The sequence below is a fragment of the Streptomyces sparsogenes genome, assembly GCF_001704635.1.
GTDB classification, from domain to species: Bacteria; Actinomycetota; Actinomycetes; order Streptomycetales; family Streptomycetaceae; genus Streptomyces; species Streptomyces sparsogenes.
Genome location: NZ_MAXF01000083.1, coordinates 20,418 through 34,691 on the forward strand (window position 1 = coordinate 20,418; position 14,274 = coordinate 34,691).

The 14,274-nt window shown below is 69.3% G+C and carries 9 protein-coding genes; 6 read left to right on the forward strand and 3 right to left on the reverse strand.

Annotation, left to right across the window (positions count from 1 at the left end):
• Positions 1–63: 63 nt before the first annotated feature.
• From BBH68_RS16080 to tuf, 5 genes are all read left to right on the forward strand, one after another.
• On the forward strand, positions 64–3,963 hold the full coding sequence (locus BBH68_RS16080; protein WP_065962964.1) for a DNA-directed RNA polymerase subunit beta': 3,900 nt from the start codon (positions 64–66) through the stop codon (positions 3,961–3,963).
• 379 nt (positions 3,964–4,342) lie between these two features.
• The gene (rpsL, locus tag BBH68_RS16085) at positions 4,343–4,714 is read left to right on the forward strand and encodes a 30S ribosomal protein S12 (RefSeq protein WP_003948652.1); all 372 of its coding nucleotides are present in this window, start codon (positions 4,343–4,345) and stop codon (positions 4,712–4,714) included.
• A 2-nt stretch (positions 4,715–4,716) separates the two neighbouring features.
• Positions 4,717–5,187, forward strand: a complete 471-nt coding sequence (gene rpsG, locus BBH68_RS16090) for a 30S ribosomal protein S7 (protein ID WP_030835073.1) — start codon at positions 4,717–4,719, stop codon at positions 5,185–5,187.
• A 38-nt stretch (positions 5,188–5,225) separates the two neighbouring features.
• Positions 5,226–7,349 (forward strand): elongation factor G, encoded by a 2,124-nt coding sequence (gene fusA / locus BBH68_RS16095; protein WP_065962965.1) that lies wholly within the window; start codon positions 5,226–5,228, stop codon positions 7,347–7,349.
• A 223-nt stretch (positions 7,350–7,572) separates the two neighbouring features.
• A complete protein-coding gene (gene tuf / locus BBH68_RS16100) occupies positions 7,573–8,766 on the forward strand; it encodes an elongation factor Tu (protein ID WP_065962966.1) in 1,194 nt (397 codons plus the stop codon).
• Positions 8,767–9,016: 250 nt separating this feature from the next.
• On the opposite strand, the gene BBH68_RS16105 is transcribed toward tuf, so the two are convergent.
• Both BBH68_RS16105 and BBH68_RS41965 read right to left on the reverse strand, forming a co-directional pair.
• The gene (locus BBH68_RS16105) at positions 9,017–11,077 is read right to left on the reverse strand and encodes a PIG-L family deacetylase (RefSeq protein WP_065962977.1); all 2,061 of its coding nucleotides are present in this window, start codon (positions 11,075–11,077) and stop codon (positions 9,017–9,019) included.
• 487 nt (positions 11,078–11,564) lie between these two features.
• On the reverse strand, positions 11,565–11,978 hold the full coding sequence (locus BBH68_RS41965) for a hypothetical protein (protein ID WP_065962968.1): 414 nt from the start codon (positions 11,976–11,978) through the stop codon (positions 11,565–11,567).
• Positions 11,979–12,537: 559 nt separating this feature from the next.
• On the opposite strand from BBH68_RS41965, the gene BBH68_RS16120 reads away from it, so the two are divergent.
• Positions 12,538–13,425 carry a helix-turn-helix transcriptional regulator gene (locus tag BBH68_RS16120; RefSeq protein ID WP_065962979.1) on the forward strand — a complete coding sequence of 296 codons (888 nt, stop codon included), beginning with the start codon at positions 12,538–12,540 and terminating at the stop codon, positions 13,423–13,425.
• A 19-nt stretch (positions 13,426–13,444) separates the two neighbouring features.
• Here BBH68_RS16120 and BBH68_RS16125 read toward each other — a convergent pair.
• On the reverse strand, positions 13,445–14,274 hold an 830-nt coding region (locus tag BBH68_RS16125; protein ID WP_065962972.1), incomplete at its 5' end, for a helix-turn-helix domain-containing protein.

Below are 14,274 nucleotides of genomic sequence, written 5' to 3' on the forward strand. Positions count from 1 at the left end.
GGCCTCTCCCCGGACCCCCAGTCAGACCCGAAGACACGACCCTGAAAGAGGGATTGACGACAAGTGCTCGACGTCAACTTCTTCGACGAGCTGCGGATCGGCCTCGCCACCGCTGACGACATCCGCCAGTGGTCCCACGGTGAGGTCAAGAAGCCGGAGACCATCAACTACCGCACCCTCAAGCCCGAAAAGGACGGACTCTTCTGCGAGAAGATCTTCGGTCCGACCCGGGACTGGGAGTGCTACTGCGGCAAGTACAAGCGCGTCCGCTTCAAGGGCATCATCTGCGAGCGCTGTGGCGTCGAGGTCACGCGCGCCAAGGTGCGCCGTGAGCGGATGGGCCACATCGAGCTGGCCGCCCCCGTCACCCACATCTGGTACTTCAAGGGCGTCCCGTCGCGCCTGGGCTACCTGCTCGACCTCGCCCCGAAGGACCTCGAGAAGGTCATCTACTTCGCCGCCTACATGATCACGTGGGTGGACGAGGAGCGCCGTACGCGCGACCTGCCCTCGCTGGAGGCCCATGTCTCCGTCGAGCGCCAGCAGATCGAGCAGCGCCGCGACGCCGACCTGGAGGCCCGCGCCAAGAAGCTCGAGGCGGACCTCGCCGAGCTGGAGGCCGAGGGCGCCAAGGCCGATGTGCGCCGCAAGGTGCGCGAGGGCGCCGAGCGCGAGATGAAGCAGCTGCGCGACCGCTCCCAGCGCGAGATCGACCGGCTCGACGAGGTGTGGAACCGCTTCAAGAACCTCAAGGTCCAGGACCTGGAGGGCGACGAGCTGCTCTACCGCGAGCTGCGCGACCGCTTCGGCACGTACTTCATGGGCGGCATGGGCGCCGCTGCCCTGCAGAAGCGCCTGGAGTCCTTCGACCTCGACGAGGAGGCCGAGAAGCTCCGCGAGATCATCCGGACCGGCAAGGGCCAGAAGAAGACCCGCGCCCTCAAGCGCCTCAAGGTCGTCTCCGCCTTCCTGCAGACCCGCAACAGCCCCAACGGCATGGTGCTGGACTGCATCCCGGTGATCCCGCCGGACCTGCGTCCGATGGTGCAGCTGGACGGTGGCCGCTTCGCGACCTCCGACCTGAACGACCTGTACCGCCGCGTCATCAACCGCAACAACCGCCTCAAGCGTCTCCTTGACCTCGGCGCGCCCGAGATCATCGTGAACAACGAGAAGCGGATGCTGCAGGAGGCCGTCGACGCGCTGTTCGACAACGGCCGCCGCGGCCGCCCGGTGACCGGCCCCGGTAACCGCCCGCTGAAGTCCCTCAGCGACATGCTGAAGGGTAAGCAGGGTCGTTTCCGTCAGAACCTGCTCGGCAAGCGAGTCGACTACTCGGCCCGTTCGGTCATCGTCGTCGGCCCGCAGCTCAAGCTCCACCAGTGCGGTCTGCCCAAGGCCATGGCGCTGGAGCTCTTCAAGCCGTTCGTGATGAAGCGCCTGGTGGACCTGAACCACGCGCAGAACATCAAGTCGGCCAAGCGCATGGTCGAGCGCGGCCGCACGGTCGTGTACGACGTGCTCGAAGAGGTCATCGCCGAGCACCCGGTGCTGCTGAACCGTGCGCCGACCCTGCACCGCCTGGGCATCCAGGCCTTCGAGCCGCAGCTGGTCGAGGGCAAGGCCATCCAGATCCACCCGCTCGTGTGCACCGCGTTCAACGCGGACTTCGACGGTGACCAGATGGCCGTGCACCTGCCGCTGTCCGCGGAGGCCCAGGCCGAGGCCCGCATCCTGATGCTGTCCTCGAACAACATCCTCAAGCCGGCCGACGGCCGCCCGGTGACCATGCCCACCCAGGACATGGTGCTCGGCCTCTTCTTCCTCACCACCGACGAGGAGGAGCGCGAGGTCCGCGGCGAGGGCCGGTCCTTCGCCTCGGTCGCCGAAGCGATCATGGCGTTCGACGCCCGGGAGCTCTCGCTCCAGGCGAAGATCGACATCCGCTTCCCGATCGGCACCGTCCCGCCGCGCGGCTGGACGCCGCCGGTTCCGGATGAGGGCGAGCCCGCCTGGACCCCGGGTGACAGCTTCCGGCTGCGCACCACCCTGGGCCGCGCGCTCTTCAACGAGCTGCTGCCCGAGGACTACCCGTTCGTCGACTACTCGGTGGGCAAGAAGCAGCTCTCCGAGATCGTCAACGACCTCGCCGAGCGCTACCCGAAGGTCATCGTCGCGGCGACCCTGGACAACCTGAAGGCGGCCGGTTTCCACTGGGCCACCCGCTCCGGTGTCACCGTCGCGATCTCCGACGTCGTCGTCCCCGAGGCCAAGAAGGCCATCATCGAGGGCTACGAGGCGCAGGACGAGAAGGTCCAGAAGCAGTACGAGCGCGGTCTGATCACCAAGGACGAGCGCACCCAGGAGCTCATCGCGATCTGGACCAAGGCGACCAACGAGGTCGCCGAGGCGATGAACGCGAACTTCCCGAAGACCAACCCGATCTTCATGATGGTCGACTCGGGCGCGCGCGGAAACATGATGCAGATGCGTCAGATCGCCGGTATGCGTGGTCTGGTGTCCAACGCGAAGAACGAGACCATCCCGCGGCCCATCAAGGCGTCGTTCCGTGAGGGTCTCTCCGTGCTGGAGTACTTCATCTCCACCCACGGTGCCCGTAAGGGTCTCGCGGACACCGCGCTGCGCACCGCCGACTCGGGTTACCTGACCCGTCGTCTGGTGGACGTCTCCCAGGACGTGATCATCCGCGAGGAGGACTGCGGCACCGACCGCGGCCTCAAGCTGGCGATCGCGGCCAAGGGCGCGGACGGCGTGCTGCGCAAGGCGGACGACGTCGAGACCAGCGTGTACGCGCGCTGCCTCGCCGAGGACATCGTCGTCGACGGCAAGGTGCTGGCCCCGGCCGGTACCGACCTGGGCGACGTGCTCATCGACGAGCTGGTCCGCCACGGCGTCGAGACCGTCAAGACCCGCTCGGTGCTCACCTGCGAGTCCGCCGTCGGCACCTGCGCCATGTGCTACGGCCGCTCGCTGGCGACCGGCAAGCTGGTGGACATCGGCGAGGCGGTCGGCATCATCGCCGCCCAGTCCATCGGTGAGCCCGGCACCCAGCTGACGATGCGTACCTTCCACACCGGTGGTGTGGCCGGTGAGGACATCACGCAGGGTCTGCCGCGTGTCGTCGAGCTCTTCGAGGCCCGTACGCCCAAGGGTGTCGCCCCGATCTCGGAGGCGGCCGGCCGCGTCCGGATCGAGGAGACCGAGAAGACCAAGAAGATCGTCGTCACCCCGGACGACGGCTCCGACGAGACGTCCTACGGCGTCTCCAAGCGAGCCCGTCTGCTGGTGGAGGAGGGCGACCACGTCGAGGTCGGCCAGCCGCTGACCGTGGGTGCCACCAACCCGCACGACGTGCTGCGGATCCTCGGCCAGCGCGCCGTCCAGGTCCACCTGGTCGGCGAGGTCCAGAAGGTCTACAACTCGCAGGGTGTGTCGATCCACGACAAGCACATCGAGATCATCATCCGGCAGATGCTGCGCCGGGTGACGATCATCGAGTCCGGCGACGCGGAGCTGCTGCCGGGCGAGCTGGTGGAGCGCTCGCGCTTCGAGTCCGAGAACCGTCGCGTGGTCCAGGAAGGCGGCCACCCGGCCTCCGGCCGTCCCCAGCTGATGGGTATCACCAAGGCCTCGCTGGCGACCGAGTCCTGGCTGTCGGCGGCGTCCTTCCAGGAGACGACCCGGGTGCTCACCGACGCGGCGATCAACGCCAAGTCGGACTCCCTGATCGGCCTCAAGGAGAACGTGATCATCGGTAAGCTCATCCCGGCCGGTACGGGCCTGTCCCGCTACCGCAACATCCGGGTCGAGCCGACCGAGGAGGCGAAGGCCGCGATGTACTCGGCCGTCGGTTACGACGACATCGACTACTCGCCCTTCGGCACGGGCTCCGGCCAGGCGGTCCCGCTGGAGGACTACGACTACGGCCCGTACAACCAGTAGGTCGTACGGCCAGGTCACGGGTATCCCGGGACGAGGCCCGACGTTCGCAGGGCGGTCACCCCATGGCGGGGTGGCCGCCCTGCGGCTATGCTGCGGGTTCGGTGTGTCCTGCCGCGTGTGCATTTGTTTTGACCGGAGCCGATGCGGTAGGTACGCTCTGACCTTGTGCCTGGGGTGTCCCTGGGCTCCCGTATGCGCTCTCGTCACCGGCTCCACGGCCGGGAGGGGCCTTCCGCGGGGGACCGAGGTGTCGACACCGAAATCTGCACTCTCCCGCACTTCGCGCGGGGGTCTGCAGTGCGCGACACACCCGACCGCGTGGGTCGGAGAAACCCCAGGTTAGCTTTATCGAGACTGGCACACAGAAACCGGAGAAACGGTGCCTACGATCCAGCAGCTGGTCCGCAAGGGCCGGCAGGACAAGGTCGAGAAGAACAAGACGCCCGCGCTCGAGGGTTCCCCCCAGCGCCGTGGCGTCTGCACGCGCGTGTTCACGACCACCCCGAAGAAGCCGAACTCGGCCCTGCGTAAGGTCGCGCGTGTGCGTCTGACCAGCGGCATCGAGGTCACCGCTTACATCCCGGGTGAGGGCCACAACCTGCAGGAGCACTCCATCGTGCTGGTGCGTGGCGGTCGTGTGAAGGACCTGCCGGGTGTTCGTTACAAGATCATCCGCGGCTCCCTCGACACGCAGGGCGTCAAGAACCGCAAGCAGGCTCGCAGCCGCTACGGCGCCAAGAAGGAGAAGTAAGAATGCCTCGTAAGGGCCCCGCCCCGAAGCGTCCGGTCATCATCGACCCGGTCTACAACTCTCCTCTGGTGACCTCCCTCATCAACAAGGTGCTGCTGAACGGCAAGCGCTCCACCGCCGAGCGCATCGTCTACGGCGCCATGGAGGGTCTGCGCGAGAAGACCGGCAACGACCCGGTCATCACGCTCAAGCGCGCGCTGGAGAACGTGAAGCCGACCCTCGAGGTCCGCTCCCGTCGTGTCGGTGGCGCCACCTACCAGGTCCCGGTCGAGGTCCGCCCCGGCCGCTCCTCCACCCTCGCGCTGCGCTGGCTCGTGGGCTACTCCCGCGCCCGTCGCGAGAAGACCATGACCGAGCGTCTGATGAACGAGCTGCTGGACGCCAGCAACGGTCTGGGCGCGTCCGTCAAGCGTCGCGAGGACACTCACAAGATGGCCGAGTCCAACAAGGCCTTCGCGCACTACCGCTGGTAGTCGCTACCCCATCGAGAACCGAGAGAAGACTGAGCCATATGGCCACCACTTCACTTGACCTGGCCAAGGTCCGCAACATCGGGATCATGGCCCACATCGACGCGGGCAAGACGACCACCACCGAGCGGATCCTGTTCTACACCGGCGTGAGCTACAAGATCGGTGAGGTCCACGACGGCGCTGCCACCATGGACTGGATGGAGCAGGAGCAGGAGCGCGGCATCACGATCACGTCGGCCGCGACGACCTGTCACTGGCCGCTCGAGAACGTCGATCACACCATCAACATCATCGACACCCCGGGCCACGTCGACTTCACCGTCGAGGTGGAGCGCTCGCTGCGCGTGCTCGACGGCGCCGTGACGGTGTTCGACGGTGTGGCCGGTGTGGAGCCGCAGTCCGAGACTGTGTGGCGTCAGGCGGACCGTTACAACGTGCCGCGCATCTGCTTCGTCAACAAGCTCGACCGCACCGGTGCCGAGTTCCACCGCTGTGTGGACATGATCGTGGACCGCCTGGGCGCGGTGCCGCTGGTCATGCAGCTGCCGATCGGTACCGAGGCCGACTTCAAGGGTGTCGTCGACCTCGTCACCATGAAGGCGCTGGTCTGGTCCGCCGAGGCGACCAAGGGCGAGATGTACGACACCGTCGACATCCCGGACACCCACCTCGAGGCCGCCGACGAGTGGCGCGGCAAGCTCCTCGAGGCCGTCGCCGAGAACGACGAGCAGATGATGGAGCTGTACCTGGAGGGCGAGGAGCCCACCGTGGAGCAGCTGTACGCGGCGATCCGCCGTATCACCATCGCCTCGACCGGCACCGAGGGCTCGCCGACGATCACCCCCGTGTTCTGTGGCACCGCCTTCAAGAACAAGGGTGTTCAGCCGCTGCTGGACGCGGTCGTGCGCTACCTCCCCTCGCCGCTGGACATCGAGGCCGTCGAGGGCCACTCGGTGAAGGACCCCGACGAGGTCATCAAGCGCAAGCCGTCGGACGACGAGCCCTTCGCGGGCCTGGCGTTCAAGATCATGAGCGACCCGCACCTCGGCAAGCTCACCTTCGTCCGGGTCTACTCGGGCCGCATGGAGACCGGCACCCAGGTGCAGAACTCCGTGAAGGGCAAGAAGGAGCGCATCGGCAAGATCTACCGGATGCACGCCAACAAGCGTGAGGAGATCGACTCGGTGGGTGCCGGCGACATCGTCGCCGTCATGGGTCTGAAGCAGACCACCACCGGTGAGACCCTCTGCGACCCGGCGAACCCGGTGATCCTGGAGTCGATGGACTTCCCGGCCCCGGTCATCGAGGTCGCCATCGAGCCCAAGTCGAAGGGCGACCAGGAGAAGCTGGGTGTGGCGATCCAGCGCCTCGCTGAGGAGGACCCGTCGTTCCGGGTCAAGACCAACGAGGAGACCGGCCAGACCATCATCGCGGGTATGGGCGAGCTGCACCTCGACGTGCTGGTCGACCGTATGAAGCGTGAGTTCAAGGTCGAGGCCAACGTCGGCAAGCCGCAGGTGGCCTACCGCGAGACGCTCCGCAAGAGCGTCGACCGGGTGGACTACACCCACAAGAAGCAGACCGGTGGTTCGGGCCAGTTCGCGAAGGTCCAGATCGCCATCGCGCCGCTCGAGGGCGACGGCTACGAGTTCGAGAACAAGGTCACCGGTGGCCGCATCCCGCGGGAGTACATCCCGTCCGTGGACGCGGGCTGCCAGGAGGCCATGGAGTTCGGCGTGCTCGCGGGCTACCCGCTGACCGGTGTCAAGGTCACGCTCCTCGACGGTGCGTACCACGAGGTCGACTCCTCCGAGATGGCCTTCAAGATCGCCGGTTCGATGGCCTTCAAGGAGGCCGCCCGCAAGGCCTCCCCGGCCCTGCTCGAGCCGATGATGAAGGTCGAGGTCACCACGCCCGAGGACTACATGGGCGACGTGATCGGTGACATCAACTCCCGCCGTGGACAGATCCAGTCCATGGAGGACCGCAGTGGCGCCAAGCTGGTCACCGGCCTGGTTCCGCTGTCGGAGATGTTCGGTTACGTGGGCGACCTCCGGAGCAAGACCTCCGGTCGTGCCAGCTACTCCATGCAGTTCGACTCCTACGCCGAGGTTCCCAAGAACGTCGCCGAGGAGATCATCGCGAAGGCCAAGGGCGAGTAAGGCGGGTTCATCCGCGTTTCCCACCCTTTAGGCTGGAGCAAAGGCATCGGGGCAATCCGTCACAGATCGCTCATCGTGGCGTCTGTGACGGGCCCCGGCCGCCGGCCCCCAAACGAATACGGCGAAGGGCATCCCCCTCGGGGTCCTGGCCGGTTCGGTAAGACCACCTGAACCCATCCGCAAAATGTGGATGCGTACAGAACCACTCCACAGGAGGACCCCAGTGGCGAAGGCGAAGTTCGAGCGGACTAAGCCGCACGTCAACATCGGCACCATCGGTCACATCGACCACGGTAAGACGACCCTTACCGCGGCGATCACCAAGGTGCTGCACGACAAGTACCCGGACCTGAACGAGGCCTCGGCCTTCGATCAGATCGACAAGGCTCCTGAGGAGCGTCAGCGCGGTATCACCATCTCCATCGCGCACGTCGAGTACCAGACGGAGTCGCGCCACTACGCGCACGTCGACTGCCCCGGTCACGCGGACTACATCAAGAACATGATCACCGGTGCGGCGCAGATGGACGGCGCCATCCTGGTGGTCGCCGCCACCGACGGCCCGATGCCGCAGACCAAGGAGCACGTGCTCCTGGCCCGCCAGGTCGGCGTTCCGTACATCGTCGTCGCCCTGAACAAGGCCGACATGGTGGACGACGAGGAGATCCTGGAGCTCGTCGAGCTCGAGGTGCGTGAGCTCCTCTCCGAGTACGAGTTCCCGGGCGACGACGTCCCGGTCGTGAAGGTCTCGGCGCTCAAGGCGCTCGAGGGCGACAAGGAGTGGGGCGAGTCCGTCCTCAACCTGATGAACGCCGTCGACGAGGCCATCCCGCAGCCGGAGCGCGACGTCGACAAGCCGTTCCTGATGCCGATCGAGGACGTCTTCACCATCACCGGTCGCGGTACGGTCGTTACCGGCCGTATCGAGCGCGGTGTGCTGAAGGTCAACGAGAACGTCGACATCATCGGCATCAAGCCGGAGAAGACCTCCACCACGGTCACCGGCATCGAGATGTTCCGCAAGCTGCTCGACGAGGGCCAGGCCGGTGAGAACGTCGGTCTGCTGCTCCGCGGCATCAAGCGCGAGGACGTCGAGCGCGGCCAGGTCATCATCAAGCCCGGTTCGGTCACCCCGCACACCGAGTTCGAGGCCCAGGCCTACATCCTGTCGAAGGACGAGGGTGGTCGCCACACCCCGTTCTTCAACAACTACCGTCCGCAGTTCTACTTCCGTACCACGGACGTGACGGGCGTTGTGACCCTCCCCGAGGGCACCGAGATGGTCATGCCGGGCGACAACACCGAGATGTCGGTCCAGCTGATCCAGCCGGTCGCCATGGAGGAGGGCCTGAAGTTCGCCATCCGTGAGGGTGGCCGGACCGTCGGCGCCGGCCAGGTCACCAAGATCATCAAGTGACCTGAAGCTCTTCGGAGCGGGCTGTTCGAAGGCCCCGCACCCCGTCCGCGAGGACGGTGGCGCGGGGCCTTTGACGTGCCCGCGTTTCCCGCCGGGGCGGGGGCGGCCGGGCCGGCCCACCGCGGGGGCCGCCCCGGCCGGGGAGTCAAGGCGCGGTGCGTCGGACCGGGGGCCGGCCCGGACGGTACGTCGGCCAGGGGCCGGCCCGGGGGCCGGTCAGGCGCGGGTGGGGGGCCGGCCCGGGGGGCGGTCAGGCGCGGGAGGTCGGGCGTGGGTGCCAGATCCAGGGCGTGGCGCCGGGGGACATCCCCACCACGTGCACCTGCGCGCCCTCACCCGCCAGCAGCGCGGGTGTCCCGACCGGGACCAGCCGGCTCGCCGGGCGCAGCGGCCTGGCGTGGGCGCCCGTGCCGTACTGCACCTGGACCCCGCCGTCCATGTCCCGGCTCAGCAGTACCACCGGGGCCCGGCGACCGCCGGACGGGGCGGGGGTGTGGGCGGCGACCGGGCCGTAGCCCTCGAAGTGGGGCAGCGGTACGGAGGCGCCGTCGCCGTGGAGGTAGGGCACCGCGGCGGCGGGGGAGCGGTAGACGACCGCGACCGAACCGTCCGGGGCGAGCACGGCGCCCGGCTGCTCGCCCGGCACCGGCAGGTCCGCGAGCGGCCGGAGCGCGACCGGGCCGCCCGGCCGGTCCTGGGCCCAGTGGTGCACGGTGTCCCGGCCCGCCGCGACGACGTGCACCCGGGCCTGCCGGTCCAGCAGCACGGTCAGGCCGTCCTGGATCTCGCCGCCGCCCAGCCGCTGCCAGGGGCCCCAGTGCCCGGCCGCGTCCCGCACCCGGGTGGCCAGGCCCTTGTCGGCGGTGCGTACGAAGAGGTGGACCCGCCCGTCGGGGGTGGCCACGGCCGCCGGAGCGCCGACCCGGCGCCCCCGCTCGGAGTCGGGCTCGGGGGTGCCGAGGCCCGTCCAGGCGCGGAACGACCCGTTCGGGGTGTGCTGTTCGAGCGCCACCAGCTCGCGGGTGTTGGCGCCGCCCTGCCCGTCCAGCGCGGAGAACCGCAGCGCGACCACCACCTGGCGGCCGCGGGAGTCCCGCACCGCGCACAGCGCCGGGGCCAGCGGCCCGCCGCCCAGGCCCTGCGGGGCGCCGAAGCGCCCGCTGCCGGGCGCGGTCTCGCGCCAGCGGACGGCCTGGGCGCCCAGCACGCCGTACGCGACCAGGCGGCCGTCGGGGTCGGTGAGGGGCGTGGGCAGGGCGCTGGGGTAGCGGTAGTGGGTGGAGCGGATCCAGCCCTTGCGGTTGGTCAGCGGCCGGGTGCCGCCCTGGCTGTAGTCGCCGCAGCCCGCCTGGTTGCCGCAGTTCCACACCGGGCTGCCGCCGTACGCCGCCACGGCCCTGGCCTTCTGCGCGAGCACGGCGGGCGGCAGGTTGTGCGGCCAGCGCTGGTTGTAGTAGCCGCGGAAGGAAGTGGTCGTGAAGCGCGGCGCCCGCTTCTCCCGACGCGCCACGTCGTCCGCCCACTGCGCGATGGCCTTCCAGGCGAACAGCGCGACCGGGGTGTGGTCCCGGTGGTCGGAGCAGCCCGGCTGGTCGTTGTCGCGGGGGTGCCGGGCGTCGTGCACCTGGAAGTCGGGGTCCGGGTCCAGGGTGTGGATCACGGTGGGCCGGTAGCGGTCCATGATCGAGGCGAGCACCTCGACGAGGGTCTGGTGGCTGTACGTGCTGGTCGTCCTGACCGGGGAGTCGGCGGCGACGAGCGTGCGCATGAGGATGCCCGGGACGTCCCACAGGTGGGGGAGGCGCACGTTCCCCTGCGACAGCATGGCGATGTTGAGGAAGACCAGCCGCACGCTGCGGCCGGCGTTCCCCAGTACGTTGGTCTCCGCCGTGACGCCGCCGGGCAGCCGCAGCACGGAGCGCCGCCAGCGGGTGAACTTGTCGAGCCCGAGCATCTGGGCGTACGCCTGGCGCAGCCCCTGGTGGCGGGCGGCGGAGTAGGCGGGCTTGTCGGGGCGCGGCAGGGGCGCGCCGGCCACCCGGTTGAGCCCGACCGCCTCGCCCGCCGTGACGTACACGCAGACCACGGGCACGCCGGCGCGCAGCATGTGCTCGGCGTCCGGGTTCATGAAGTACAGGTCGTCGTCGGGGTGGGCGAGGATCTGCAGCAGCAGCGCGTTCTCGGTGCCCGCGAAGGACTCCGCGGCGCGCGGGGACAGCGGCCGGGCCGGGATGGCCGAGGCGGTCGGGGCGCCCGGGGACCCGCTGCAGGCCGTCGTGGCCGCGGCGGTGGCAGCGGTGACCGCGGCCAGCGCGGCGAGCGTGTGCCGGCGCGTGGGCCGGCCTGTCGGCCCGCCTGTGGAACCGTCTGCGGTCCTGCTGGTGGTCCTGCTTGTGTCGGCAGGTGCGGAGGCTCGAATGTTCAACCTGGTGACCCCGTCCCGTTGTGCAGCACGTTGTCCCCGGCTGCTTCTCCGTGCTAAGGGACGGCTGGTGATCTTCGAAGGTTGTCCGTTTGCGGCATGTTGTCGGTCACGAATCGGGCAAGAAAAGGTTTGCGGACGCCCGCTCCGGGCAAACAATGGGGTTTTTGACGCTTGAAGTGGGCGCTGCGGCGATGGAGACGGCCGGCGCCGCCTGGAGGCTCGCCGGGCTGGCCCCCGCCTCGCCGACCACCGCCTCGCGCTGGCCCGTACGGTCGTGGACTTCCTCAGCCGGACCCCGGCGGCCGCGTGAGGGGCGCCGGCCGTCAGGGCTCGGCCGGGTAGCGGTCGCGGGGAGTCCGGGGAGGGGAGCGGGTCAGGCCGTCCAGTCGGCGTTGTCCGGGTAGGCGATGTAGGTGCCCTCCGTCAGGGCCACCGTGAAGCCGTATTTGCGGCCCTCGACGAGGTTCCATCCGTAGTCGGAGGCGTCGCGGCGCTTGCAGTTGCCGTTGCCACCGACGGTGAGCGTGCGGCTCTGACCGGTCTTGTAGTCGTAGATCTCCGCGTAGGCGGCGAAGCCGTCGGCCTCGATGTCGCAGATTTCGACGATGTCGCCGTTGGCCTCGAACCGCAGACGGGCACCGGGGTCCCCGTCGTCCGAGTGCATCGTGTGGTCCCAAGCGACGGCGTGGGCGTTCGGCGAGGCCAGGACCGGCAGCGCGACGGCGGCGGCGATGGCCGCGCCCGCTCGCAGGACGGTTCCCCTGGTGGGTTTCCGAAGCTTGGGCATGTGGTGCTCCTTGATTTTCTCCGGACAGACCACATCAACGGGCCTGCGCTGCGGAGGAGTTGCACCGGAGGCTAGCCGGGGCGTTTCCGGCCGTGAATCACCTCCCGCGTTTGTTGAGCAACTCCTGAGCTGAGGGCTGCCCCTTGCTCCCCGATGGCCCCGGAGGGTGCCCCAAGGCGGTTGGGGAGGGCGTGCATGGTCGGGCGGGAGCTGTCTGCCGCGGATCATCCGAAGAAGGAGGTCCGGATGGCGCTCGAGCGGCTGGTGGCCCGGGGGTGGACGATCAGGAAGGAAGGGCACTGGGGGCGGCTGTACTGCCCGTGCGAGGGTCGCTGCCTGACCATTCCCGTGCCCGGTACCCCCCAGAACGCCGACCGCGCGGCCCGGAGAATCGCGGCGCGCGCCGCGCTCTGCCCGCTGCCTGAGGGGGACCCGCGCCGTACCCCGTAAGGCTTGTTGTCGTTTGACAACACGGCTGGGCTGGGTAACGCTGCCAGTGAGGGGGCGGCGAACGCTGACACGGCCGTTCGTACGGCACGAGTTTGGGGGAGTGGGCGCCATGGAGTATGAGTTTCTGTTCGTCGTGGAAGGCATCTCTGTCGATGACGACCAAGCGGTGGGTATCGTCTTCGACCAGTTCGACGGCCTGCTGACCAGGCACCGCGACCGGCACCTGCTGGATGTCGCCGAAACCGGAGCGGACGCCATCGAGGCCGCACACCGCATCGTCGCCCGCCTCCGCCGTGCACTGCCTGGCCTTCGGATCATCCGGCTGGACCCGGAGCTGGTGGGCGTGGGTGACATCGCCGAGCGGACCGAGCGCAGCAGGCAGAACGTGCTCCAGTGGGTCGGCGGCGAGCGGCGCGGCGACCAGCCGTTCCCCGAGCCCGAAGGTTCGGTGGGGCGGTCGCAGGTATGGCGCTGGGCCGAAGTGAATCAGTGGCTCAACCTGATCGACGTGGGGGACGGGTCGAGCGCCCCTCTCCGCGAGGAGGCGTTGCTGATCGACCTGATGCTGCCGCAATGGCAGCGAGACCTGGACGAGGGTCTGCCACTGGTGAAGATCCTCTGCGCCCAGGACGAATGGCGGGCCGAGCGCACTGCGGTGATGCAGACGCTGGAGCACGCGCTCGGGCAGCCGGAGACTGTGCGGACCATGTGCGCGCTGCCGTGGAGTGAGCCAGATCGGCTGACCGTGGTGTGTGCTGTGGTCCAGGACCGGTTGAGCGCCGTGCTCGACCAGATCGCGCCGGACGACGCGTCGGCGTTGCTCGCCGTGCGCGGCGAGGACACCACGCTTCACCTGCTGGGCGTCGCCTCCCGAGCATTGCCCCACGCGGTACCCGTGTCGGAGCTGGGCCTCGGTAGCGGGGCCACGGTGGGCGATCTGCTGCTCGTACTGTCCAGTCGCTCAGTGGCCCCCACGACGCCCCTCGCGCTGGCCTGACGCCCTCGTTGGACGTCGGTTACGCGGCTGCGGGCCCGTGTGCAGGGGATGTCATCCGGCAGTCGCGGCAGAGGCCGGCGCGGGGCGCGCGGAAGGCGCGGTCGCAGCCGTCGCAGTTCTGGAGGGGGACGGGCCCCGGCCTGGGCTTGGTGGCTGCCGGGAGGGGTGGCGGGAGTAGCGCGGTGAGTCGGTGGGCGAGGAGGGCGACGGGATGGCGCAGGTCCGGGGGAAGGGCCGTGGCCAGGGTGCGGCGCACGGCGTCGGGGGCGGCGCCGCGCTCCAGCCAGGCGGCCACGCCCGGCGCGAGGCGGCGTACGTCGCGCTCGGCGAGCAGTAACCGGGCGTCGTCGCGGCGCAGTTCGGCGAGGAGCGCGGCGGCGAGACGGTGGCGCTCCGGGACGGGGGCGGTGGGCTCGGGGAGCGGGGGCGGTGCGGGGCGGTGGGGCCGCGCGGGTGGGGGTGCGGGGGTGGTGTTGCTGCTTGGCGGTGGCGGCGGGGTGGTCGCCGGGGGCCGTACGACGGGTTCGGGCGCGGGCGGGGCGGGCTGCTCGGCGACCGGCTCGACCGTGGGCCCGGCCACGGGCTCCGCCGCGTGGCGGTCGCTGTCGATTCGGGGAACGTTGTACGAGAGCGTCCGCGTGACGATGCGCCCCTCGGGCGTACGCTCCCGGATCCGCTTGATGTACCCGTGGTCTTCCAACTCCCGCAGTGCGGCGGCGATTCGGTCCCGCCCCTCCGCGAACTTCCCGGACAGCGTCCGGATGTCCACAGCCGCGCCGTCGGGCAGCGACTGGATGTGCGCGCCGAGTCCGATCGCGGTCAGGGAGAGGTCGCGGTGCTGGGTGAGGT

Excerpts from the sequence above, each read along its gene's own strand:
- BBH68_RS41965 (WP_065962968.1), bottom strand. The coding sequence starts at position 11,978 with ATGCCCAAGCTTCGGAAACCCACCAGGGGAACCGTCCTGCGAGCGGGC.
- rpsG (WP_030835073.1), top strand. The coding sequence starts at position 4,717 with ATGCCTCGTAAGGGCCCCGCCCCGAAGCGTCCGGTCATCATCGACCCG.
- BBH68_RS16120 (WP_065962979.1), top strand. The coding sequence starts at position 12,538 with ATGGAGTATGAGTTTCTGTTCGTCGTGGAAGGCATCTCTGTCGATGAC.
- fusA (WP_065962965.1), top strand. The coding sequence starts at position 5,226 with ATGGCCACCACTTCACTTGACCTGGCCAAGGTCCGCAACATCGGGATC.